A 22,873-nucleotide genomic window follows, 5' to 3' on the forward strand; every position below is an offset into this window, starting at 1 on the left:
TATGTCTGATAAAAATCAAAAACAACTTAATATTGGCGTTTTATTATATGCTTGTGGTCATCACCAAGCTGCGTGGTTAATGCCGAACTCTAGTGTGTCACGTATCGGTGAAATTACTTATTATCAGGAATTAGCTCAACTTGCTGAAAAGGGACTATTCGACGCAGTATTTTTCGCGGACAATCAATCTTTTTCTGCGAAATCTTCTACTGATATGCCGGCATTTTGGTTCGATCCTATCGTCAGTTTATCGGCTATTGCTCATGTGACAACACATATTGGACTTGTCGCAACAATTTCAAGTACATTCTCAAATCCTTTTACTGCATCTAGACAGTTGCTCAGTCTAGATCATCTTTCAAATGGACGTATAGGTTGGAATCTTGTCACCTCTATGACAGATTTAGAAGCTTTAAATCACAGTATGGAAATGCTCCCTGATCATAATGAACGCTATGAAATTGCTGCTGAATTTGCAAAAGTGATGAATCGGTTATTCACATCTTGGGATAAAAAACATTTTTTACATGATCGAAAGAATAAAAAAATTATTAATGATGATGACATTAATGCTATTAATCATCATGGTAAACATTTCAAAGTTAAAGGACCATCAACAACGCCAAGTAGTCCACAAGGTCGTCCAGTAGCTATGCAAGCTGGTGCATCTTCACAAGGTATTGCTTTAGCAACTCAATATGCAGATGCAGTGTATTCAGTATCCTGGAACTTTAAACAAGCACAAGCTTTTCGAGAAAAGCTCGATCAACAATTACAATTATCAAAAAACAATAGTAGATATATCAAAATTTTTCCCGGTCTAGTTACATATGTCGCTGAAACTTATGAAAAAGCCTATGCTAAGAAAGAAAAGTTAGACAAAGCCTTACCGATGGAAACCGCATTAAAACAATTAAGTTTCTTTATTCAACAAGATTGTCAAAACTGGGAGTTAGATGAACCCGTGCCACCCCTACCTCCTGTAGAAGATTTTACAGGACCAGTTGGCCGTTATGAAACAATATTGGAAATCATTCGTGATACTCATCCAACTGTAAGAGAACTACTCGGTTACTTAAATGCTGGTGGCGGGCATTTCACCTTGATTGGTACTCCTGAAGATATCGTAGATCAAATGGAGTACTGGTTACTAAGTGGTGTAGCCGATGGTTTTAATTTGATGCCGCCTGTCTTTCCAAATAGTTTAGAGGATTTCGTAGCATTGATTGTACCAGAATTACAAAAAAGAAATTTATACAGAACAACTTATGATGGTCATACTTTCCGTGATCATTTGGGATTAGAAAAAATTTAATCATTCTTCAAATAATATAATTGACGAGAAACCAGAACGGTAATTTGTCTAAGAATCATTACAGAACGAAGACAAACCAAATGACCTTACATCATTTGGTTTTTTAATAAGTCTTAATTTTTAGGATTTATGGCAAGACAAATCAGCGTCGTATTTATAGATTTTTTATTCCTCTACACTTTCTCATATCATATCTTTAGTATCTTCAAATCTTCTTTCAATTGTTTGAGACCACAATTTTCACTAATTCTATTATACATTTGTTTTTTATTTACCTTTATATAAGTTGCATCAATAAATAACGATAAATGATTTATTAAATTCATTTTATTTGAAATGTGGCAGTGGGTTGGGCGGACTCCTGTGGAAAAAGCACTAGCCGAAGAATACAGGCTGATACTATTAACTAAGGAAAAAAAGCACAAAAAAATGCCAACAAAGTCATAGACTTTGTCGACACTATGCAACGATTTGTCTAAGCATCGTTGTTTTGGTTTTTATTATTTATAGTTATACAAAATTTATGATTTTAGAATGGTAAGTTCATGCCATTCATCATATTTTCCATTTGTTTGCGTTTGCCTTTTTTGCCTTTACCGCCACCGGAAAATTGTTTCATCATTTTTTTCATATCAGTGAATTGTTTCATCAATCTATTGATTTCTTGCACTGAACGTCCTGAACCTTTAGCAATACGTTTTTTACGAGAAACATTTAAAGTTTCAGGTTTGTTACGCTCATTAGGCGTCATGGATTGAATGATGGCTTTAATATGATCAATTTGCTTATCGTCCATATTCATATTTTCAATGCCTTTCATTTTGTTCATGCCAGGAATCATTTTCATAATGTCATCAAGAGGTCCTAAACTTTTAACTTGGTCTAATTGTTCTAAGAAATCTTCCAATGTAAACGAAGATGTACGCATTTTCTTTTCTAAGTCTTTTGCTTTATCTTCATCCACATCTGTTTGTGCTTTTTCAATTAAACTCAATACATCTCCCATACCTAATATACGAGATGCCATACGTTCAGGATGGAATGCTTCTAAGCCATCTAGTTTCTCACTCATACCTACAAATTTAATCGGTTTTTGAGTAACTGATCTGATTGAAAGTGCAGCACCACCACGTGTATCACCATCTAATTTTGTTAATGTTACGCCAGATAATTCTAATTGAGAATCAAAAGATTCTGCAACATTCACAGCATCTTGACCTGTCATCGCATCAACAACTAACATAATTTCATCTGGTTTCGTAATTTCTTTTACATCGCTTAATTCTTGCATTAATGCTTCATCAACGTGTAGACGACCAGCAGTATCAATAATAACAAAATCTAAATGCGCTTCTTTTGCATGTGCGATTGCATTTTCAACGATTTGTTGTGGCTTAACTTGATCGCCTTCACTATAAACTGGAATGTCGATTTGTTTACCTACTGTTTGCAATTGATCAATTGCCGCAGGACGATAAATATCTGCCGCTACCAATAATGGCTTTTTATTATATTTTTTACGCATTAATAATGCTAATTTACCAGCAGTGGTAGTCTTACCAGCACCTTGTAAACCAACCATCATCACTACAGTTGGCGGCTTGTTAGCCATTTTAATCGTAGCATTTTCCCCTCCCATAAGTTGGGTAAGTTCTTCTTGCACAATTTTGATGACTTGTTGTCCAGGTGTTAATGACTTCATAACATCTGAACCTAAAGCTCTATCTGATACAGTTTTGACAAATTCCTTTACCACTTTAAAGTTAACATCGGCTTCTAATAATGCTAATCTTACTTCACGCATCATCAATTTAATATCTGCTTCAGTAACTTTACCTTTGCCTCGGATTTTTTGCATCGTTCCTTGCAGACGATCGGATAATCCTTCAAATGCCATATCAAATACCCTCCTTTATATACTTTTATTCTAAATCTTCAAGTGCTTGAATGTATTGTTTTATTTTTTCTGGATCATTTATATGCTGTTTTATATGTTCATATAATTTTTGTCTTTGTTCAAAATTCTGGTATAATCCTAATTTTTCTTCATAATCTTCCACTAAATCGCCAGTTCTTCTTATATTATCATACACTGCTTGGCGACTCACATCAAACGTATCAGCAATCTCACTTAAAGAATAATCTTGTAAATAAAATAATTCTAAATAGTTTCTTTGCTTATTCGTTAGTAATGATTGGTAAAAGTCAAACAGATAATTCATACGTATCGTTTTAATTAAATCATTTTGACTCATCTGAATTACCTTCAATTTCTGCTTCACTCTGATTTGACTCAGGTGCTTCTTCGACATTTTGTTCAATCATATCAGCGAATAATCCATACACATAGCTCTCAGGATTGAATGGTTGGAGATCATCTAATTTTTCACCTAAACCTACGTATTTAACTGGGATATGAAGTTCATTACGAATCGCTAATACGATACCACCTTTAGCAGTACCATCTAATTTTGTTAATACAATACCTGTAACATTTGTAACCTCTTTAAATGATTTTGCTTGTGACAATGCATTTTGACCTGTCGTTGCATCAAGACAAAGTAAAACTTCATGAGGTGCCTCTGGTACAGCACGTCCAATAACTCGTTTAACTTTCTCTAATTCATTCATTAAATTGGATTTGTTTTGTAAACGGCCAGCAGTATCACATATTAAAATATCTACGTCTTTACTTTTAGCTGCGTTAATTGCATCATACATTACTGCAGCTGGGTCTGAACCTTCTCTTTGGCTCAACACTTCAACACCAACGCGTTCGCCCCATACTTTAAGTTGTTCAATTGCACCAGCTCTGAATGTATCTCCAGCAGCAAGCATTACTTTTTTGCCTTCAGCTTGGTAACGATGCGCTAATTTACCAATTGTTGTTGTCTTACCAACACCATTCACTCCGACCATAAGGATTACATTTAATCCTTCATTTTCTATATTCATCACTTCTGAGTTATCATCATCTTGGTGATAGATTTCTACAATTTTCTCAACAATAACTTCACGTAAATCCTCTGTTTCAGTAATATTGCGACGTTGCGCTTCTTCACGTAATTCTTCTACAAGTTGCATCACAGTATTAAATCCAACATCTGCAGTAATTAACATTTCTTCTAATGCTTCGAAGAACTCTTCATCAACTTTACGATAACGTGCGAGTAAATTATTAAGTTGTGCTTGGAAATTCTCACGCGATTTTTCTAAACCAGCTCTAAATTTGGCACCGAGCTGTTGCGCTTCAATTTCTTCAAAATCTTCAATAGAGATTAATCCATCATCATCAAAGTCAGCTTCTTTTAATTTTTTAACTTTTTTCGCTGGTTTATCTTGAATTTCGGTTTCTCTATCTTGTGATGCTTCACCTTGTTGTTCTGATTGTTGTTCTGCGTCTTGTTGTTCTAATTCTTCAAGTTGTTGCTTTTGTTCTTCTGAAGGTGCTGAAAATTTATCTTTTAATCGTTTGAAAAAGCTCATGTTTGTTCCTCCTTAATCACTTCATCAATCGTATTTAAATTAACACTTACTAGTTTGGAAACTCCAGATTCTTGCATTGTTACACCATATAAGCGATCTGAGAATTCCATTGTACCTTTACGGTGTGTAATCACAATAAATTGAGTTTGGTCTGATAGATTTTTTAAGTATTGTGCATAACGTATCACGTTTGCTTCATCAAGTGCCGCTTCAACTTCATCTAAGATAACAAATGGCGCTGAGCGAACTTTTAAAATCGCAAATAATAATGCTATAGCACTCAAGGCACGTTCTCCACCACTAAGCAGTGACAAATGTTGTAACTTCTTACCAGGTGGTTGCACAATGATATCTACACCTGCAGATAGATAGTCATCATCTGTTAAGCGTAGTTCTGCTTGACCCCCACCAAACAATGATTTAAACACATCTGAAAAATATCCTTGAACGGCATGAAATGTTTCTTTAAAACGATCTTTCACTTCTTGATCCATTTCTTCGATAAGTTGTTCTAAAGTTGTTTTCGCTGCTCTCAAGTCAGCACGTTGTTCATCTAAAAATGTAAAACGCGTATTAATTTCTTCAAATTGTTCAATCGCATTTAAATTAACTGGTCCTAACTCTTCAATAGACATTTTAGTTAATTTTACTTTTTTGCGTAAAACGTCTATATCTTCATCTAAATCATATAATTCACTCGCACGTTCATATGTTATGTGATAATCTTCGCTCAAATGATCAATCGCATAATTAATTAATACATCTAAACGTGACTGCTCGGATTTAATATCTTGATAACGATTTTCTATAGAAAGAATATCTTGATTTGCTTCTTGAAGTTTTTGATCCGTCACTTCAATTGTATCATTCAATTCGAGTCTACGCGATTTAACGTCTTCTATGTTTTGAGATAATTTTGCTTTCTCGGCTTTACTTTGTTCCATATTATATTGAATCGTTTCAAATGCTTTTTCGCCTGTCATTTCATCTGAATTAAAGAGTTTAATTTGTTCTTCTAATTTTTGATGTTGCACAATAACATCATTGAGTTGTTTTGCTATTTTTGACTCAGTTTGTTTTTGAGTATTTAATCGTTCTTTTACAACTGCCAAATCGGATTGCTTTTGATGTAATTGTTGCTGGATTTGTGTTGTGCTTTCTTTACCTTCTTTAGAAAGTTTTGTATAAAGATTGATATCATCTTCTAATTTTTGTAGCTGTGTTTTGATTTTAGATAATCTTTGCTTTTTATCATCAAGTGTTTGTTTACTTGTTTCACTTTGGTAGCCATCATTTTTTTCAAATTCAAATTCTTCATGCTCGTCTTTTAAATGCGCTTCACTTTTACGTAATCTGTCTAGTTCTAATTCATAATTATGAGCACTTTGTTTAATAGCATTATAATGTTGACTTGTATCAAAATATTTTTCGCTCAGTTGATCTGACTCATTTTTAATATTTTGAAATTGTTTTTCAAATGCTAATGTTTGCTGTTGATAATCTTCGAGTTGGGCACGCATCGTTGTCAGTTCATCTTTTTGAGCTAAAATACTTTTAGATTTACGATCTCCGCCACCCGTCATTGAACCACCAGGGTTCACGATATCGCCTTCTAAAGTCACAATACGCGTACGATAACGGATTTTACGTGCTAAGTCGTTGGCATTTTTCAATTCATCTACAATTATTGTATTACCAAGTAAATTTTGAACTACATTTTGATAATCTGAATCTACTTCAATTGCTTGTGCAGCAATATTAATAAAACCCTCACTATTTTGTGCAGTTTTCATAATTTCATTACCAATTTGGCGAGGTTGAATTACATTGAGTGGTAAAAACGTCGCTCTACCGAAACCGTTTTGTTTTAGATATTGAATTGCCTGTCTACCATCTTTTTCTGAATCTACAATCACATGCTGTAGTGATGCACCAAGTGCAGTTTCGATTGCTTTAGTTAAATCGGATGGCACTTGAATTACTTCAGCAACTGCTCCACGTATCCCTGAAAGTTTATTGTCTTTAGCCTTAAGTATATGTTTTACACCATTAAAGAAATAGCTATATTCTTCCTGTTGCGTGGCCAAACTATCGATACGGGATTTTAATTTATCGTTAAATCTATACGCTTGATGCAATTTTTCTTCGTACTCAGATTGTTGTTGTTTAAGTTGTGTTAATTTCTTTTCATAATTATTGAGCTGTTGCTCAGATTTTTTCAATTCTTTTTGAGCCGTCGCGGTTTGTTTTTCAGCTTCATTGATGTCGCCTTGAATTTTCTTCAGTTGTTCAAAGGCTTCAAGTAATCTACTATCTAAACGTGATTGTTTCGTTTCATTTTCTTGGATGGTATGTTCTAAAAAGCGAATGTCATTATTTACATCAGATTGTTCAGACATGAGTTGATAATATTCATCTTTGATTGTTTCTAATTTTTCGTCATGTTGTTCATCACTGACATAGAGTTGTGATTCAAAGTATTGAATTTTTTCATTCAACTCTTTTTGTTGTTTTTTTAATTTATCTATTTGATTTTGTGCATCTATCTTTTCTTGTTTTAAGGTTTCTGTTTGTATTTTAAGACTTTCTTGTTCTTCTTCAAAACGAGCGTTTGTTTGTGATTGATTTTTCTTACGTTCTTCTAACACGTTAAGTTGTCCTGCATACTTTTCAACTTCTTCTGTCGCTTTAACAAGTTGAAAATTTAATGATTCAATATGTTCATCTAGTTGTTGTCTTTCAGATTTATATTTGTTTAATGCTTGTGTATATTGTACTTTCTCTGCATCTTTTGTAGCTTGATGACTCTTTAAATTATTTAAATTATCATCAAGTTCATGAATATTCTTACTATATTGTTCAATATCATAAACCGTTACAAGTACATCACTTCTTTCCATTTCTTTGGAAAGATGTTTATATTCTTTAGCAATTGCTGCTTCTTCTCTTAATGGTTCAACTCGCCCCTCTAAATCATATAGAATATCTTGTATTCTTGAAAGGTTATCTTCTGTTTGATCGAGCTTTTGTACAGAAGCAGCTTTGCGTTTTTTATATTTTAAAACTCCTGCAGATTCTTCTAGTATTTGTCTTCTATCCACTGGTTTAGCATTTAGTATTTCATCTACACGACCTTGCGAAATAATACTAAACGCTTCTTTTCCTAAACCTGAGTCTAAAAACAAATCAATAATATCTTTTAATCTTGCACGGTCATTATTAAGATAATACTCACTTTCACCACTTCTGTATAATCGACGTGTTACGACGATTTCTGTCGCGTCTAATTGTAACTTGCCTGAGCTATTATCTAATTTCAATTTAACTTCTGCATAATTTTGAGCTTTTCGATGTTCTGCGCCTGAAAAAATAATATCTTCCATTTTAGCGCCACGTAGTGATTTAGCTGATTGTTCACCTAACACCCATTTTATTGCATCTGTTATGTTACTTTTCCCACTGCCGTTAGGGCCTACAATTGCTGTTACACCTTCATCAAATTGTACATTTGTGTGCTCCGCAAACGATTTAAACCCAAAGGCATCTATTGATTTCAAATATACCATGCTATTCTCCTTTAAAGTGTTCCTTGCTGCTTCACAGTTTAGAAATACTCATGCATTAACCTGAAGGCTAATATATTTCTTTATTAACTACATTGCTATTGCGAAGGTCTTAACAATATATGATTTTTTTATCATATTGTTTTATAACAAAGTTATTTAGCTATGTTTTTCATTGATTTATATGCACTTTCTGCTGCTTTTTGTTCGGATTCTTTTTTAGTCTTCCCTTTACCCTCTGCTACTGCAGCATTTTCTAATATCACTTCAGAAGTAAATAGACGATGATGCGCTGGTCCTTCTTCATTGATTAAACGATAAGTGACATCACCTTTATTTTGTTTATGGACAAATTCTTGAAATTGGGTTTTAAAGTCTACAACACCATCAAGTTCTTCATCTTCGACATACGGAAAAATAATTTGTTCTGCAAATTTCCACACAGATTCTAAGCCTTGGTCTAAATATAACGCACCTACAAATGCTTCAAATGCATCTGATACGAGTGAAGGACGAGTTCTGCCACCTGTTTTCTCTTCGCCTTTACCTAACAAGATAAGTTCATTGATTTGAATTTTTTTCGCAAATATTACAAGTGAAGGCTCACAAACAATTGTTGCACGCATTTTTGTTAAATTACCCTCTGGCAATTCTGGATATTTATCAAATAAATAACGTGAAACCGTCAATTCTAATACCGCATCTCCTAAAAATTCTAATCGTTCATTATGCTCTAAACGATTCATATTAAAATCATTTATAAAACTCGAATGCGAAAATGCTTGCTGATATAATTCTATTTGTTTAAAATTCAAGTCTAATTCTTGCATCTTCTGCGCAAATTTTTTTTCAAATGCTTTAACCATTTCTATTTTTTTATAATTGGACAATCTATTCCCTCCTCAGATTTAATGATAAAGTACTAATACCTTTATATTTTACGTGAAAATACAATAAAACTAAAGAAAAAACTGTCTACTGTATTTACCATCTATATATCTAGTGATAATCGTTATAGCACTATTATCTTACAATATAAATTCTGTTTAAAATCAATAAAAAATCTGAGCCGTCATCTCAACGACTCAGATATTTTTTTTATTATTTTTCGATACTATTAATAAAGTTTACTGCGTCACCAACAGTGTTGATTTTTTCAGCTTCTTCATCAGGAATTTCAGTACCAAATTCGTCTTCTAATTCCATAACTAATTCAGCAATATCAAGTGAGTCAGCGCCTAAATCATCTTTGAAAGATGCCTCTTTAGTTACTTTTTCAGCGTCAACACCTAAACGGTCAACGATGATATCTTTTACTTTGTCGAAGTTTTCCACGTCGATTCACCTCCTTTAAAAAATCTTATTATAGACTTATATATTTTCCCACTTTATCAATTGAAATACAAGTAGTATTTCAATTGATTGTACTGTATAAACATTATATAAATGGATCTTATACAATAAAGTGTAGTAATGAAGTTGTGACACAATCATTTTAAATCTATACTTTATACCATATCATAATCTCTTATATGAGTTCAGAAGTTTTATAAAACAAGATTTGTCATGTTGTGTAGCACTTAATTACATATACATACCACCATTGACATGTATTGTTTGACCCGTAATATACTTCGCTTTGTCTGAAGCTAAAAATGCTACAGTATGAGAAATATCTTGGTCTTTCCCGAATTTAGCTAATGGGATTTGTTCTAACATTTTTGCTTTAAGCTCATCACTTAAAGCATCAGTCATATCAGAAACAATAAAACCTGGTGCAACAGCATTTACTGTGATGTTTCTTGAAGCCAGTTCACGTGCTGATGATTTCGTTAAACCAATTACACCAGCTTTAGTCGCAACATAGTTTGCTTGCCCTGGGTTACCCATAGCTCCAACAACACTTGATAAATTAATAATTGCACCACTCTTTTGTCTTAGCATTTGTGGTGTCACTTTTTGAATACAGTTGAAAACGCCTTTTAAGTTTGTATCAATTACGTCATCCCATTCTTGCTCTTTCATACGCATAAGCAAATTATCACGCGTAATACCTGCGTTATTAACAAGGACATCAACAGAACCAAATTCGCTAACAACCGCTTTAATCATTGCTTTTACTTCATCACCATTTGCAACATTTGCTTGAATAGCAAAACTTTCAACGCCTATCGCTTTAATCTCTTCAACAACAGCATCCGCTTTTTCTTTGTTTCCCGAAAAATTCACAGCAACATTGTATCCTTCTTCTGCCAATTGTATCGCTATACTACGTCCTATACCTCTCGAAGCACCAGTTACTAATGCACTTTTAGTCATTTTCATTCCACGCTTTCATATCTTCTAATGTTTGAATCGAAGTTATTTTCACATCTCTATTTATCTTTTTAATTAAACCTGAAAGTACTTTACCAGGACCAATTTCAATAAAGTGATCTACACCTTGATCAATTAACCATTGTGTTGAATCAATGAATTGTACTGGTGAATATAATTGTTTAATCATATTATCCTTAATTACATTGGCATCTGTTTCACCTTTTGCATGCACATTTTGAACTACAGGGAATTGTGCATCATTCCAGTCAAATTGTTCAACATACTCAGCAAAATCGTCTTTGATCACCTGCATCATAGATGAATGAAATGGGCCAGATACAGCAAGTGGTAGGACACGTTTCGCACCTAATGATTTGCCTTCTGCCACTAATTTATCTATTAATGTTTTGTGTCCAGAGACAACGATTTGTCCAGGAGAATTTATATTTGCTGGTTCAATAATTTCTTCATCTGTTGAAAGTTTTTGACATATTGCATTAACATCATCAAAATCCAAACCTAATACTGCTGCCATACTTCCAACACCATCAGGAAAAGCGACGGCCATCAGTTGTCCACGCTTACGAACAATTTGAACTGCATCATCAAATTTCAATACACCACTCGCTACTAGACTCACATATTCACCTAAACTATGGCCCATTGTATAATCAGCATTTAGATTATTAAGTGCTTGTAATAAAGCTGAGCTATGTGTGAGCAACGCCGGTTGTGTATTTTCTGTTTGACCTAATTTATTTTCTTCATCTGAAAACATTGTTTCTAAAATATCAAAATCCATTTGTGCTTGTGCTTGATTAAGAATCGTTGTTGCAGCATCATTTTGATTAAATAAATCATTTGCCATCCCGACTTTTTGTGATCCTTGGCCTGGGAAGATAATCGCAGTTTTACTCATTTACTTTACCCACCGTTTCTCTCATAGTTTCCACAATATTTTGTTCTCCCGCTATTTTAGCTTGACGGATTGCTGAATAAAAAGCTTTCGCACTAGAACTACCATGTGCTTTTACTACAATGCCATTCAATCCTAATAATACCGAGCCACCATATTCTGCATAATCCATTTTTGACATTAAACCATTTAAGTCTTTACGTAATACAAATGCGGCAATTTTATTCTTGAAACTACTTAGAAGCGTTGTTTTAAGCATTTTACCCATCGCTTTTGCAACACCTTCTAAATTTTTAAGAATCATATTACCAGTATATCCGTCTGTAACTACAACATCAGCTGCGTCGTCCATTAAGCCTTTTGCTTCTACATTTCCTGTGAAATTGAAGACATTTTGTTCGTCCATCAAACTAAATGCTTTTTTAGTTAACGTGTTACCTTTAGCTGCCTCTGTACCAATATTCAACAAACCTACTGAAGGCTGTTCAACGCCCCTGATTTTTTGGGCATAAATATTGCCTAATTGGGCGTATTGTAATAAGTGTTCCGGCTTGGCGTCTGCATTAGCACCTACATCCATAAACACAAATCCTTTTCCAGAAATTGTTGGCAAAGTGAGGACTAATGCGGGACGCTCAACACCCTTAATACGTCCTACTATAAACAAACCAGCAGACATCAATGCACCTGTATTTCCTGCAGATACACAACCATCTGCTTCACCAGCTTTAACTGCTTCAGCCATACGTGCCATTGAGCTATCTTTTTTACGTTTAATCGCTCTAACTGGTTCATCGTCCATCGTAATTTCTTCTGTACAATGACGTACTTCTACACGACCATGTTTGAGTGTGCATTTAGTTTGATCACCAAATAAAATTATTTCTAAATCTTTAAAATCATTCACAGCTTTTTCAACAGCTTCTAAAACGATTTCAGGTGCATCGTCTCCACCCATCATATCAATCGCTATTTTAACCATCTTGTTCATCCTCACTTGTATAATACATTTTGAATGTACCTCTAAATACCAAAGTATCTTTGACATACGAATTTACTTTTATCATATAATATTTACTTGTAATTTCAATCGTTTGTGCGTCAGCACGTACTGTATCATTTAATTTCACTGTTTTTAAAAATGCTACATTACTTTCCTGAGTTAACACAACAGGTTTATGTATAAGCGCTACACACAGTGAATTCGCTTGTGCAAAAAGTACATGTCCTCTGGCAATTTTATTTCTAGTAAATACAGAATCTTCATCAATATCTATAATTGAAGTTGCGAGTTGATCAGGCTGAACATTTATTACATCGCCTATGATTTCACTACCATCAATGGATCGAATACTTTCATAATTTTTTCTTGCTACGGATTTAATTCGTTTTCTTAGTTCTGGAATATCTAAGTATGTACGATCTAACCTAATAGTTTGAATACTCACTGAAAAAAGTGTACTCAAATCCAAATCTGTAATAAAGGGGTTTTTTTCAATCTCTTTTTTAATTGCTTCGCGTCGTTCTTGTTTTTTTAACTTCATTTTGTTCTAACCACCTAAATCACCTAATTTTTAGTACCAAGTCTTAAACATTCCTAACACATCATAACACTTTCTATTTCATTAGCTCAACAAAAAACATACTTCCTTAGATGTTTTTCATGTCAGATAACCAATATAAGAAATATTATAACGTTTAAATCGATTTCCAAGGGGGTTAATTATCAAAATAAATACAAACACTAATCATTCTATATAAATATTTATTAAGATATTGAATTAAATAAAATTGAAATGTATAATTTGAATTGTTTTAAAGGTGTATTATATTTATTTTTCAAAAATTATTCCATTAATTGGATAATTTATTTAGGAGGATCTAATGAAAAAAGTATTATCAACTACATTACTGTCATGTTCATTATTAGCCTTTACTACAAGCTATGCTCATGCACAAGAAAGTAATAGTATTAAACCTGAAAGTTTAGAATCATCAAATACCCCTACGATTAATAATAATGCAGATGTAGAACAATTTTTACAAAATAATGCACAATCTCTTGTTAATCAATCATCCAAGACCAAGCAAGAAACTATAAATAAAGAAGCTTTCAAACAATACAACGTAATAGATAAGCAACAAGATAAAACTGGTGTCACACATTACGCATTGAAACCAAAGGTAAACGACGTTACATCAGAAGGCACAACAATTAAAGTACATGTCAATAATAAAGGTAATGTAACATTAATAAATGGTAATGTAGATAAACCATACATAAAGGTAGAGAATGAAGCTAAATTATCTTCTGCTAACGCTGAAAATAAAGCTTTTGAAGCTATAGGTAAAGCAAAGTCTGATGTAAAAAATATAAAAAGCTATCCTGTAGTCAGTAAAAATAACCTTGATATAAATAGTGATAAACAAAGACTTGTTTATGATATCGAACTTAATTACATTTCCCCTAAAGCAGCACATTGGAAAATTCAAGTTGACGCTACTACTGGTGAAATATTAACAAAACAAAACGTTATCAAAAATGCAACAACTGAAGGTAAAGGAACAGGCGTTAATGGAGATGAAAAACAACCTTTAAGCGTTACAAAAGCAAATGGTTCATATTCATTACTCGATACTTCTCAAGATGCAGTTATAGAAACTAAAACTGCAAATGAGACCACAAATGCCTATTCACCTATTACAAATGACAGCAATAATTTCAATAAAGAAGATCAGCGCGCTGGTGTAGACGCTCATTACTACGCAAAAGAAGTCTATAACTATTTCCTCAATAAACATGATAGAAACAGTTATGATAATAACGGCGGTGACATTGATTCGGTAGTCCATTATGACAAAAGCTTTAATAACGCTGCTTGGACCGGTCAGTATATGATTTATGGTGACGGAGACGGCCAGACGTTTAAAGCATTGTCAGGTGCGAATGATATCGTCGCCCATGAGCTCACGCATGCAGTAACAGAACGAACTGCTGGTTTAGAGTATAGTCATCAGTCGGGTGCATTAAACGAATCTTTCTCTGACGTTTTTGGTTATTTTGTTGATTCAGACGATTGGTTACTAGGTGAAGATGTATATACACCAAATAAAGATGGCGATGCATTAAGAAGTTTAAAAAATCCAGAACAGTATAACCAACCTGCCCATATGGATCAATATTTACAAGGTAGCCAAGATAGTGGTGGGGTTCATACCAATAGTGGCATTCCTAACAAAGCTGCATACCTAACAATTAATGCAATTGGCCAAGAAAAAGCTGAACAAATTTATTATTTAGCACTCACACAGTACTTAACACCAAACGCCCAATTTTCTGATGCAAAAGCATCATTAAAAGAAGCTTCTAACCACCTTTATGGTACGAATAGCGAAACATCTAAAGCAATTGAAAAAGCTTGGACTGGCGTAGGTGTTAATTAAAACACTAGCAAACATTATACATTCTCGTTTCAGCGGGAGCTGGGACATAAATATCCCATTCTCAAATTTATAGCACTAATCTATTAATTTATAATAGATTAGTGCTTTTCTATTTAAAAGCGCGTGCCTTCCTAGGGTATCGGACTCGGACAGAAATCTAATTTTTCTAACAAGGTCTCATCGTATGAACCAGCCCAGCAAAGCCCCCTAGAAAATGGAATACAAGAGCTGAAGCTATTGCATAAGCACTACTTATCTTCATAAATGAAGTAGTAGTGCTTTAAAAACTTAGTATAAAGGCATTTTCAGTTCAGTCATCTACCGCCAATATAACAATAAATGCTGAGAGATTATTTACTTTACTCACCAACCGTTAAAAGTCTATAGCCAAAATAAAACACTTTCGTATAAATTCATTTTAGTATGAATTCAACGAAAGTGTTTTTATTTTATTCCCACAATTTGGGATTAGTTCATAATAGCACTTGTTTTGTTATTTTGTGCCTTCTTTATTAATCAAAACTCATATATAATAAGTTTTCTTCTACAAATGTTCTCAACATTTGATATTGTGATTCGAAAAAGACACCAGACTGAATTAATTCAGCCGCTTCATCTCTTGCTACTTCTAACATTTTATAATCTTCAACAACATTTGCGACTAAGAAGTCAGGCAAACCACTTTGTTTCACACCAAAGAAATCACCTGGACCCCTCATTTCTAAATCACGTTCACTTAATTCAAAACCATCTGTCGTTTGCGTCATAATATTCATTCGTTCAATACCCGTTTCTGTTTTCGGTGAAGCAATGAGTACACAATAACTTTGCTCTTCACTTCTACCTACACGCCCTCTTAATTGATGTAATGTAGATAAACCGAAACGATCAGCATCATAAATCATCATGAACGTTGCATTAGGTACGTTAACCCCTACTTCTACAACGGTAGTTGATACTAAAACGTCTATTTCGTGATTACTAAATTGCTGCATTACTCTATCTTTTTCTTCTGAATGCAACTTACCATGTAGTAGTCCTACTTTTTCAGAACCATAATATATCTGTAGCGATTCATATAACTCAACAACGTTCTGTACGTCTTCTAAATGCTCAGAACTTTCAATTAGAGGACAAATTACATATGCCTGCCTACCTTTTTTTAATTCCGAAGTCATTTGATTGAGTACACTTTCATAGGCTTCATGTTTGGACCATGAAGTAATAATCGGCTTTCTGCCTTTTGGTAATTGTTTAATGGATGACACATCCATTTCTCCAAAAACGGATATAGCTAATGTTCGTGGAATGGGTGTAGCAGTCATGAAGAGGACGTTAGTCATCGCACCTTTTTCTCTCAACAATTGACGTTGATTCACACCAAAACGATGTTGCTCATCTGTAATCACTAAACCAACATTATTAAATACTACATCATCTTGTATTAAGGCGTGTGTGCCGATAATACAATCAATTTCATTATTTTGTAGTTGTTCTAACAACAGCTTTCTCTTTTTACCTTTCACTGAACCTGTAAGTAACGCCACATTCATCCTGTCACCGAAAATTTCAACTAAACTTTCTGCATGCTGTTCCGCTAATATTTCAGTAGGCACCATCAATGCTGATTGAAATCCCGCAGTTTTCAGTGCATACATACAGATTGCTGCTACGACAGTTTTACCTGAACCTACGTCACCTTGTAAGAGACGATGCATTCTTATTGGTGCTTTCAAGTCTCTGAATATTTCATTTACACTATGTTTTTGCGCATCAGTGAGTTCAAAAGGAAGACTATCAATGAAATATTTCACTAAATTGATATTATAATCTACTTCAATCGCTTCATCTGATGTTTTTTCTAAGCGGTTTAACCATTGCATTCGTAATTCAAACATAAATAATTCTGTAAAAGCATACGTTCTACGTGCTTTTAACAAAGATGACTTATCTGTCGCAAAATGCAACGCCTTAATCGTATTCTCTAATGACTCTAATTTATATTTTTGTCTCAATTCATCAGAGAGCCATTCATGTATTGTGACTTCTCCCAATGATTGTCGAATCATATCTCTCAATGGTTTTTGTTTAATGCCTTCTTTAACACGATAAACAGGTTCAAATTGTGAGTTTTGAGACTCTTGTTGATTGAAGAACATCCTACTGCCATTTATCTCTTGCTTACTTCTATTCCATTTACCTTTTACCGTAACCGTACCATGCAATTCAATTTTCTTTTTTAAATAAGGTTGGTTGAAAAAAGTGCATTTTACAGCAATATTATTGACCATGATATGTACGGTTAACTTAGATTTATTACGACCAAAAAAAGCGACAGTAGGTGTCGAATATACTTCTCCTACCACTGTCACTGTCGCTTGATCTTCGGCCGTATTCAAGTCAATTACTGTATTATCTTCGTAACGGGTTGGTAAATATAAAATTAAATCCTCAACAGTATGGATATTTAATTCATTTAATACGGACAACCTTTTTGGCCCCAGTCCTTTTATCTGTGATAAAGGAAAAGGACTATCTATTAAATTGACTTTTGACATTTTTAATCACCAAATATTTCTTGTTTTAGACGCTGACCTGTTGGTGTACCAGCTAAACCTCCACGACCAGTTTCACGCAATGCTGATGGCATTGTTTGGCCGATCTTGTACATTGCTTCAATCACTTCATCTGTAGGGATTCTTGAAGTTACACCTGCTAAAGCCATATCAGCAGAGACAATTGCGTTTGATGCGCCTGCAGCATTTCTCTTCACGCAAGGCACTTCGACTAAGCCAGCTACTGGGTCACATACTAAACCTAGCATATTCTTCAAACAAATTGCAAAAGCTTCAGCCGATTGTTGTGGTGTTCCGCCAGCAAGTTCCACGGTTGCACCAGCTGCCATCGCTGCAGCAGAACCAACTTCTGCCTGACAACCGCCTGCCGCACCTGAAATTGATGCATTGTTGGCAACTACAAAACCAAATGCTCCTGAGGTAAGTAAAAAGTTCAGCATATCTTTTCTAGTAGGTTCAAGGCGTGGTTTGAGTCCAAATAATACGCCTGGTACTACACCTGCAGATCCGGCAGTAGGAGTTGCACAAATTTTACCCATTGCTGCGTTGACTTCGTTTGTCGCAACTGCTTTACTCACTGCATCCAATAAAGTTGGGCCAGATAATGATTTACCTGTCTTCAAATAATTTTTGATTAACACAGCATCTCCACCAGTTAATCCGGTAGTTGAAGTTACCCCTTCTAAACCTTCATCAAGTGCATTTTCCATCGTTTGTAAGTTTTTATCCATACCGGCATAAATATCAGCTTCAGATAAGCCAGTAACTTCCATTTCTTGCTCGAGCATGATTTCATGAATTTTTTTATTTTCTGTTTCGCATTTTTCTACTAATTCTTTCACACTTTTAAACATGCGTTACCCTCCATTAGGCGTCGCCCATGAGTGAAACTGTCACTACACCTTCGACGTTTTTAATTTTATCTATAATCTCATCTGTCACAGATTCATCTAACTCACAAGTCATTAATGCTTGGTCGCCCTTTTCTTTTCTAGAAACTTGCATACTACCAACATTAATACTAGAATCACCTAAAATATTTGCTACACGACCAATTGTGCCGAAAGTATCTTTATGAAAAACAAGCAGTGCTGGATAATTACCGCTAATCGCAATATTAAATCCATTAATCGCAACTACCTCTATTTTGCCGCCACCTATAGAAACACCTTCAACAGAAATTTCTTTATCAGCATCTCTCATATTAATAATAGCAGTGTTAGGATGTGATCTTTCTTCAGCCATTTCTATAAAATTCACTTTCATTCCCATTTGCTCAGCCGTTTCTAAGCTTGTTTGTATACGGTCATCATCTGTATCATAACCTAGTAAACCACCAACAAGTGCTACATCTGTACCATGTCCTTTGTATGTTTCCATAAACGAACCGTAAAGATAGATATCAGCTTGTTTTGGCAATTGATTAAACAAATCTTTTGCTACTAATCCAATTCTTACTGCACCAGCAGTATGAGATGAAGACGGCCCCACCATTGTAGGTCCTATAATATCGAAAACTGTTTTATATTTCATAATTATACCCCACTCTTATTTTTAATGTTTCTAATGTAATGCGCTTACATTTATATGCATGCAACTCATTATAACAATTAAGCTAGACATTATAAACCAATACTGGTTGCATTATCCTTATTTAAAACAAGAATATTGTTGTAGAAGGTTTAAATAAATAAAAATGTTTCCATTTAATTTAATTATACAAATTTTTTCATACGATAAAATAATTGCTATCAAAAATTTTATCCTTAGTAGACTAACTCTATATTTTTTAGTTTCTGAATTTTTCATCTAAGACGCCTGTCATAATGCGAATTATCCAGTATGAGTCAATGACTATAAACTGAGGTCATGCCCTAGATAAGCGAGGATGAAATTTAGAATGAAGCTGTAGTTATACCAACGTAAAGCGTACATAAAAAAATTGCCAACAAAGCTTTTAGACCTTGTCGACAACTTAAAATAGCTTCCTAAAATGGAAGCTATCCTTATATACAAGTGTTCAATAAATATATTTATTCTACAGAGAAAAGATACTGATATACAGGTTGTTGGCCATCATGTTGATCTAATTCAATTTCTGGATAAGATGTTTCAAGCCAAGTTTCAATATCCGAAGTCAATGATGCATTTGCATCTTCACCGACAATCATCGTAATGATTTCACTATCATCTTGAATCATTTCAGACAATAAACCTTTAACAGTTTCAAATTCATTTTCGTTACTCGTAACGATTTTATCTTCAACTAAGCCCATAAATGCGTCTTTTTTAATTTCAACGCCATCAATTTTTGTATCTCTTACAGCATATGTCACTGAACCTGACGTCACTGCTTCAAGTGATTCAACCATACGTGTTTTGTTAACTTCAAGAGCATCTGATTCATCATAATTAAAGAGTGCAGCAATGCCTTGTGGTATTGATTTAGTTGGGATAACTACAGCTTCAGCACCTACGATATCTGCAGCCTGTTCGCTAGCCATCATAATATTTTTATTATTTGGTAAAATAATTGCGCGTTTACATTGTGACTGCTCAATTACTTTAACAATATCTTCAGTTGATGGATTCATTGTTTGACCACCGCTAATCATATGTGTTGCACCCATTGATTTGAACAATTCAGATATACCATCTCCCATTGAAATAGCAATAACTGCTGTTTCAACTGTTTCAGGTGTTTGAGCATCACTTTGACTTACTTGTTCTTTTTTTACAACTTCTCGGTGTTGTTCACGCATGTTTTCTACTTTTAATTTAATAAGTTCTCCATACTGTTGACCATAATTAAACACATCACCTGGTTTTTCACTATGTACATGCACTTTAACGATTTCGTCATCGTTTATGACTAATAATGAGTCACCATATGTACTCATATCTTCTCTAAACGTTTGTTCGTCAAATACTTTTTTATTTTTACCGAAACGAACCATCATTTCTGTACAATAACCGTAAACGATATCTTCAGTATTAATTACACCATGAAAATCATGTTCTTCATTAACTAAAGAATCTTTATCTAATTTGGCTGTTTCAGCACTTACCGTTTCACCTTTTAACGCTTTAAGGAAGCCAGCATAAACGACAACTAAACCTTTACCACCGCTATCTACTACGCCCACTTCTTTTAATACAGGCAATAAATTAGGTGTATTTTCGAGTGAGATTTCTGCTTCTTCTAAAATATATGTCATCAATTCGATACAATCTTCAGTTTCTTCTACTTTGCGCATAGCAGCATCTGCAGCATCTCTAGCTACGGTTAATATCGTACCTTCCACAGGCTTCATAATTGCTTTATATGCAGTTTCTACGCCAGCTTTGAAACTTTCTGCTAATTGTTGTGCATTGATTTCATCATACGCTTCTAAATTTTTACTGAATCCTCTAAATAGTTGTGATAAGATGACCCCAGAGTTCCCTCTAGCGCCCATTAACAAACCTTTTGAATATGTTTTTCCTAGTTCACCGATATGCTGCGACAAGTTTTCTTCTACTGATTCTCTTCCAGATGTCATCGTTAAATTCATGTTTGTCCCTGTATCTCCATCTGGTACTGGATACACATTTAATGAATCAACCAAGTCTGCATGATTTGATAAATTTTGTGCCCCTTGTATAATCATTTCGGCAAATAATTTACCATTAATTTTGCTAACCATTCCGTATTGTCCTCCTAGTTCTTAGTGCCATTATTAACTCGAACACCTTGTACAAATATATTTATTGAATTTACTTTTACTTTTAATGTTTGCTCTAATGTATATTTTATTGTTGACTGTAAATTGCTTGCTACTTCAGATATCTTAGTACCATAACTTACAATGATATACATATCAACATCTATAACGCCATTGCCTTCTCTTACAACAATACCTTTAGAATAATTTTCATGCCCTAATATTTCAGCAATTCCATCTCTTACTTGTTGTCTAGAAGCCATTCCTACAATCCCATAACATTCTACTGCTTTGCTACCCACAACTGAAGCTATTACTTCGTTTGAAATGTCTATACTACCATAATCATTTGTGATTTCTAATGTCATTTAAATTGGGCCTCCTAGTTTATGGTTGTTTAATTAACTATAAAATTAACAAATAATATAATTTATCTAATTAAGCAAATTTTTACATTTATCCACAGTTTATAATTATACCATAATTTGATTTTAACAAAAGTAGAATCTATGTAAATAGAAAAATTCATTCTTCTTATTTACATCTAATTTTATTTGTGGTACATTATTCAAGTATGTAGTAGATGCGTGTATTTATATTTATTAAAGGAGGTACTTTCATGGGCAAACAATGTTTCGTAACAGGTCGTAAAGCTTCAACTGGAAACAATCGTTCTCACGCTTTAAATTCTTCTAAAAGAAGATGGAATGCTAACCTTCAAAAAGTTAGAATTCTTGTAGACGGAAAACCAAAAAGAGTTTGGGTTTCTGCACGTGCTTTAAAATCTGGTAAAGTAACTAGAGTTTAATAAATATAATGCACGAAAAGACCAGTCCTTATGTGGAGGAATGGTCTTTTTTTATGCGCTCATTTAAATTAACTCATAAACATAAGCGTTATTATGTTATTGGATTTTAGTCTTTACTTCTCACCATTAATACGTTGCCTTCAGTAATATTCACATCACCTTCTGTTTGGTTAAGTTCGTTGGAAATCGTAAGCGTAGATCCTAGTTTAAGTTGTTCCTTTTCTAGATTATATTTAAAATTATTTAACGAGATAACCGTAGGATAAGTGACTGGAATAAATGAGATATAACGGTAGTTGTCATTTTTCTGAATCGTATATGACCCTGTTTTTAAAAATTGAATTTCATTATTCACATCAATAAGTTTAATGACAATATTTTGCTCTGTATATTCTGGTTTTTCTAAAATTTGTAACGCGCCCATAAAATGATCTAATCGACCACCTGTAGCACCATAAACACAAATCTCTTTATAACCATTGGTCACTGCTTGATCAATACCTAAAGCTAGGTCTGTATCATTTTTTTCCGAATTAAATGGATTAATGTCAATTCGTTTTTCAACAAATGCTTTTTCCTCACTTGTAATTGAGTCAAAATCACCTACAGCAAATCGAGGTATTATCCCTGCTTCTATCAAAAGTAACGCTCCTCGATCAACCCCAATCCAATGCTCATCTGTTTCTGTCTTTAATAAACCTTCAGGCAAATTTCTATTGCCACACAATAAATTCACTTTCAT

The 22,873-nt window shown here is 33.9% G+C and carries 19 protein-coding genes; 3 read left to right on the forward strand and 16 right to left on the reverse strand.

Annotated features, from left to right (window positions below; all coding sequences use genetic code 11):
* The first annotated feature begins 1 nt into the window (after nucleotide 1).
* Nucleotides 2-1,315 carry an NtaA/DmoA family FMN-dependent monooxygenase gene (locus NSR03_RS06400; protein WP_069820791.1) on the forward strand — a complete coding sequence of 438 codons (1,314 nt, stop codon included), beginning with the start codon at nucleotides 2-4 and terminating at the stop codon, nucleotides 1,313-1,315.
* Between the two features lie 529 nt (nucleotides 1,316-1,844).
* Here the strand turns inward: NSR03_RS06400 and ffh are convergent.
* The 10 genes from ffh to fapR all read right to left on the reverse strand — a co-directional run bounded on the left by ffh (nucleotide 1,845) and on the right by fapR (nucleotide 13,143).
* Nucleotides 1,845-3,212 (reverse strand): signal recognition particle protein, encoded by a 1,368-nt coding sequence (ffh, locus tag NSR03_RS06405; protein ID WP_002507878.1) that lies wholly within the window; start codon nucleotides 3,210-3,212, stop codon nucleotides 1,845-1,847.
* A 25-nt stretch (nucleotides 3,213-3,237) separates the two neighbouring features.
* Complete coding sequence (locus tag NSR03_RS06410) at nucleotides 3,238-3,570, reverse strand: putative DNA-binding protein (RefSeq protein ID WP_069820790.1); 333 nt, start codon at nucleotides 3,568-3,570, stop codon at nucleotides 3,238-3,240.
* A complete protein-coding gene (gene ftsY, locus NSR03_RS06415) occupies nucleotides 3,557-4,801 on the reverse strand; it encodes a signal recognition particle-docking protein FtsY (protein ID WP_021338725.1) in 1,245 nt (414 codons plus the stop codon). Before ftsY ends, NSR03_RS06410 begins: the two co-directional genes overlap by 14 nt.
* Complete coding sequence (smc, locus tag NSR03_RS06420) at nucleotides 4,798-8,367, reverse strand: chromosome segregation protein SMC (protein WP_069820789.1); 3,570 nt, start codon at nucleotides 8,365-8,367, stop codon at nucleotides 4,798-4,800. The genes ftsY and smc overlap by 4 nt, the downstream gene beginning before the upstream one ends.
* Before the next feature lie 152 nt (nucleotides 8,368-8,519).
* Nucleotides 8,520-9,254 (reverse strand): ribonuclease III, encoded by a 735-nt coding sequence (rnc, locus tag NSR03_RS06425; protein WP_069820788.1) that lies wholly within the window; start codon nucleotides 9,252-9,254, stop codon nucleotides 8,520-8,522.
* A gap of 211 nt (nucleotides 9,255-9,465) precedes the next feature.
* Nucleotides 9,466-9,699: an acyl carrier protein gene (locus NSR03_RS06430; protein WP_002507883.1), complete on the reverse strand. Its 234-nt coding sequence runs from the start codon at nucleotides 9,697-9,699 to the stop codon at nucleotides 9,466-9,468.
* Nucleotides 9,700-9,948: 249 nt separating this feature from the next.
* The gene (fabG, locus tag NSR03_RS06435; protein WP_002507884.1) at nucleotides 9,949-10,683 is read right to left on the reverse strand and encodes a 3-oxoacyl-[acyl-carrier-protein] reductase; all 735 of its coding nucleotides are present in this window, start codon (nucleotides 10,681-10,683) and stop codon (nucleotides 9,949-9,951) included.
* A complete protein-coding gene (gene fabD / locus NSR03_RS06440) occupies nucleotides 10,676-11,602 on the reverse strand; it encodes an ACP S-malonyltransferase (RefSeq protein ID WP_002507885.1) in 927 nt (308 codons plus the stop codon). The genes fabG and fabD overlap by 8 nt, the downstream gene beginning before the upstream one ends.
* A complete protein-coding gene (plsX, locus tag NSR03_RS06445) occupies nucleotides 11,595-12,581 on the reverse strand; it encodes a phosphate acyltransferase PlsX (protein ID WP_002507886.1) in 987 nt (328 codons plus the stop codon). Before plsX ends, fabD begins: the two co-directional genes overlap by 8 nt.
* Nucleotides 12,574-13,143, reverse strand: a complete 570-nt coding sequence (gene fapR, locus NSR03_RS06450) for a transcription factor FapR (RefSeq protein ID WP_002507887.1) — start codon at nucleotides 13,141-13,143, stop codon at nucleotides 12,574-12,576. The genes plsX and fapR overlap by 8 nt, the downstream gene beginning before the upstream one ends.
* 340 nt (nucleotides 13,144-13,483) lie before the next feature.
* On the opposite strand from fapR, the gene NSR03_RS06455 reads away from it, so the two are divergent.
* Entirely contained in the window at nucleotides 13,484-15,043 is a 1,560-nt protein-coding gene (locus tag NSR03_RS06455) for a M4 family metallopeptidase (RefSeq protein ID WP_064782965.1), read from the forward strand.
* Nucleotides 15,044-15,555: 512 nt separating this feature from the next.
* On the opposite strand, the gene recG is transcribed toward NSR03_RS06455, so the two are convergent.
* The 5 genes from recG to NSR03_RS06480 form a co-directional block, all read right to left on the reverse strand.
* A complete protein-coding gene (recG, locus tag NSR03_RS06460; RefSeq protein WP_021338720.1) occupies nucleotides 15,556-17,601 on the reverse strand; it encodes an ATP-dependent DNA helicase RecG in 2,046 nt (681 codons plus the stop codon).
* Nucleotides 17,602-17,603: 2 nt separating this feature from the next.
* Nucleotides 17,604-18,473, reverse strand: a complete 870-nt coding sequence (gene sdaAA / locus NSR03_RS06465; RefSeq protein ID WP_002507890.1) for an L-serine ammonia-lyase, iron-sulfur-dependent, subunit alpha — start codon at nucleotides 18,471-18,473, stop codon at nucleotides 17,604-17,606.
* Between the two features lie 13 nt (nucleotides 18,474-18,486).
* Nucleotides 18,487-19,152 carry an L-serine ammonia-lyase, iron-sulfur-dependent subunit beta gene (gene sdaAB / locus NSR03_RS06470; RefSeq protein WP_002507891.1) on the reverse strand — a complete coding sequence of 222 codons (666 nt, stop codon included), beginning with the start codon at nucleotides 19,150-19,152 and terminating at the stop codon, nucleotides 18,487-18,489.
* Nucleotides 19,153-19,652: 500 nt separating this feature from the next.
* A complete protein-coding gene (gene fakA, locus NSR03_RS06475; protein WP_002507892.1) occupies nucleotides 19,653-21,305 on the reverse strand; it encodes a fatty acid kinase catalytic subunit FakA in 1,653 nt (550 codons plus the stop codon).
* Nucleotides 21,306-21,319: 14 nt separating this feature from the next.
* A complete protein-coding gene (locus NSR03_RS06480; RefSeq protein ID WP_021338719.1) occupies nucleotides 21,320-21,691 on the reverse strand; it encodes an Asp23/Gls24 family envelope stress response protein in 372 nt (123 codons plus the stop codon).
* A gap of 251 nt (nucleotides 21,692-21,942) precedes the next feature.
* Here NSR03_RS06480 and rpmB point away from each other — a divergent pair, with 251 nt between their 5' ends.
* Nucleotides 21,943-22,131 (forward strand): 50S ribosomal protein L28, encoded by a 189-nt coding sequence (gene rpmB / locus NSR03_RS06485; protein WP_002507894.1) that lies wholly within the window; start codon nucleotides 21,943-21,945, stop codon nucleotides 22,129-22,131.
* Between the two features lie 106 nt (nucleotides 22,132-22,237).
* Here rpmB and NSR03_RS06490 read toward each other — a convergent pair whose 3' ends face one another.
* Entirely contained in the window at nucleotides 22,238-22,873 is a 636-nt protein-coding gene (locus NSR03_RS06490; protein WP_046465278.1) for a thiamine diphosphokinase, read from the reverse strand.

Origin of the sequence: Staphylococcus sp. FSL W8-1207 (genome assembly GCF_038003745.1) — a bacterium.
Classification (GTDB): domain Bacteria; phylum Bacillota; class Bacilli; order Staphylococcales; family Staphylococcaceae; genus Staphylococcus; species Staphylococcus equorum.

Bases quoted from the DNA above. Each gene is read 5' to 3' on its own strand.
- NSR03_RS06400 (WP_069820791.1), top strand. From the start codon at position 2: ATGTCTGATAAAAATCAAAAACAACTTAATATTGGCGTTTTATTATAT.
- ffh (WP_002507878.1), bottom strand. From the start codon at position 3,212: ATGGCATTTGAAGGATTATCCGATCGTCTGCAAGGAACGATGCAAAAA.
- NSR03_RS06410 (WP_069820790.1), bottom strand. From the start codon at position 3,570: ATGAGTCAAAATGATTTAATTAAAACGATACGTATGAATTATCTGTTT.
- ftsY (WP_021338725.1), bottom strand. From the start codon at position 4,801: ATGAGCTTTTTCAAACGATTAAAAGATAAATTTTCAGCACCTTCAGAA.
- smc (WP_069820789.1), bottom strand. From the start codon at position 8,367: ATGGTATATTTGAAATCAATAGATGCCTTTGGGTTTAAATCGTTTGCG.
- fabG (WP_002507884.1), bottom strand. From the start codon at position 10,683: ATGACTAAAAGTGCATTAGTAACTGGTGCTTCGAGAGGTATAGGACGT.
- fabD (WP_002507885.1), bottom strand. From the start codon at position 11,602: ATGAGTAAAACTGCGATTATCTTCCCAGGCCAAGGATCACAAAAAGTC.
- plsX (WP_002507886.1), bottom strand. From the start codon at position 12,581: ATGGTTAAAATAGCGATTGATATGATGGGTGGAGACGATGCACCTGAA.
- fapR (WP_002507887.1), bottom strand. From the start codon at position 13,143: ATGAAGTTAAAAAAACAAGAACGACGCGAAGCAATTAAAAAAGAGATT.
- NSR03_RS06455 (WP_064782965.1), top strand. From the start codon at position 13,484: ATGAAAAAAGTATTATCAACTACATTACTGTCATGTTCATTATTAGCC.
- recG (WP_021338720.1), bottom strand. From the start codon at position 17,601: ATGTCAAAAGTCAATTTAATAGATAGTCCTTTTCCTTTATCACAGATA.
- sdaAA (WP_002507890.1), bottom strand. From the start codon at position 18,473: ATGTTTAAAAGTGTGAAAGAATTAGTAGAAAAATGCGAAACAGAAAAT.
- sdaAB (WP_002507891.1), bottom strand. From the start codon at position 19,152: ATGAAATATAAAACAGTTTTCGATATTATAGGACCTACAATGGTGGGG.
- fakA (WP_002507892.1), bottom strand. From the start codon at position 21,305: ATGGTTAGCAAAATTAATGGTAAATTATTTGCCGAAATGATTATACAA.
- NSR03_RS06480 (WP_021338719.1), bottom strand. From the start codon at position 21,691: ATGACATTAGAAATCACAAATGATTATGGTAGTATAGACATTTCAAAC.
- rpmB (WP_002507894.1), top strand. From the start codon at position 21,943: ATGGGCAAACAATGTTTCGTAACAGGTCGTAAAGCTTCAACTGGAAAC.
- NSR03_RS06490 (WP_046465278.1), bottom strand. From the start codon at position 22,873: ATGAAAGTGAATTTATTGTGTGGCAATAGAAATTTGCCTGAAGGTTTA.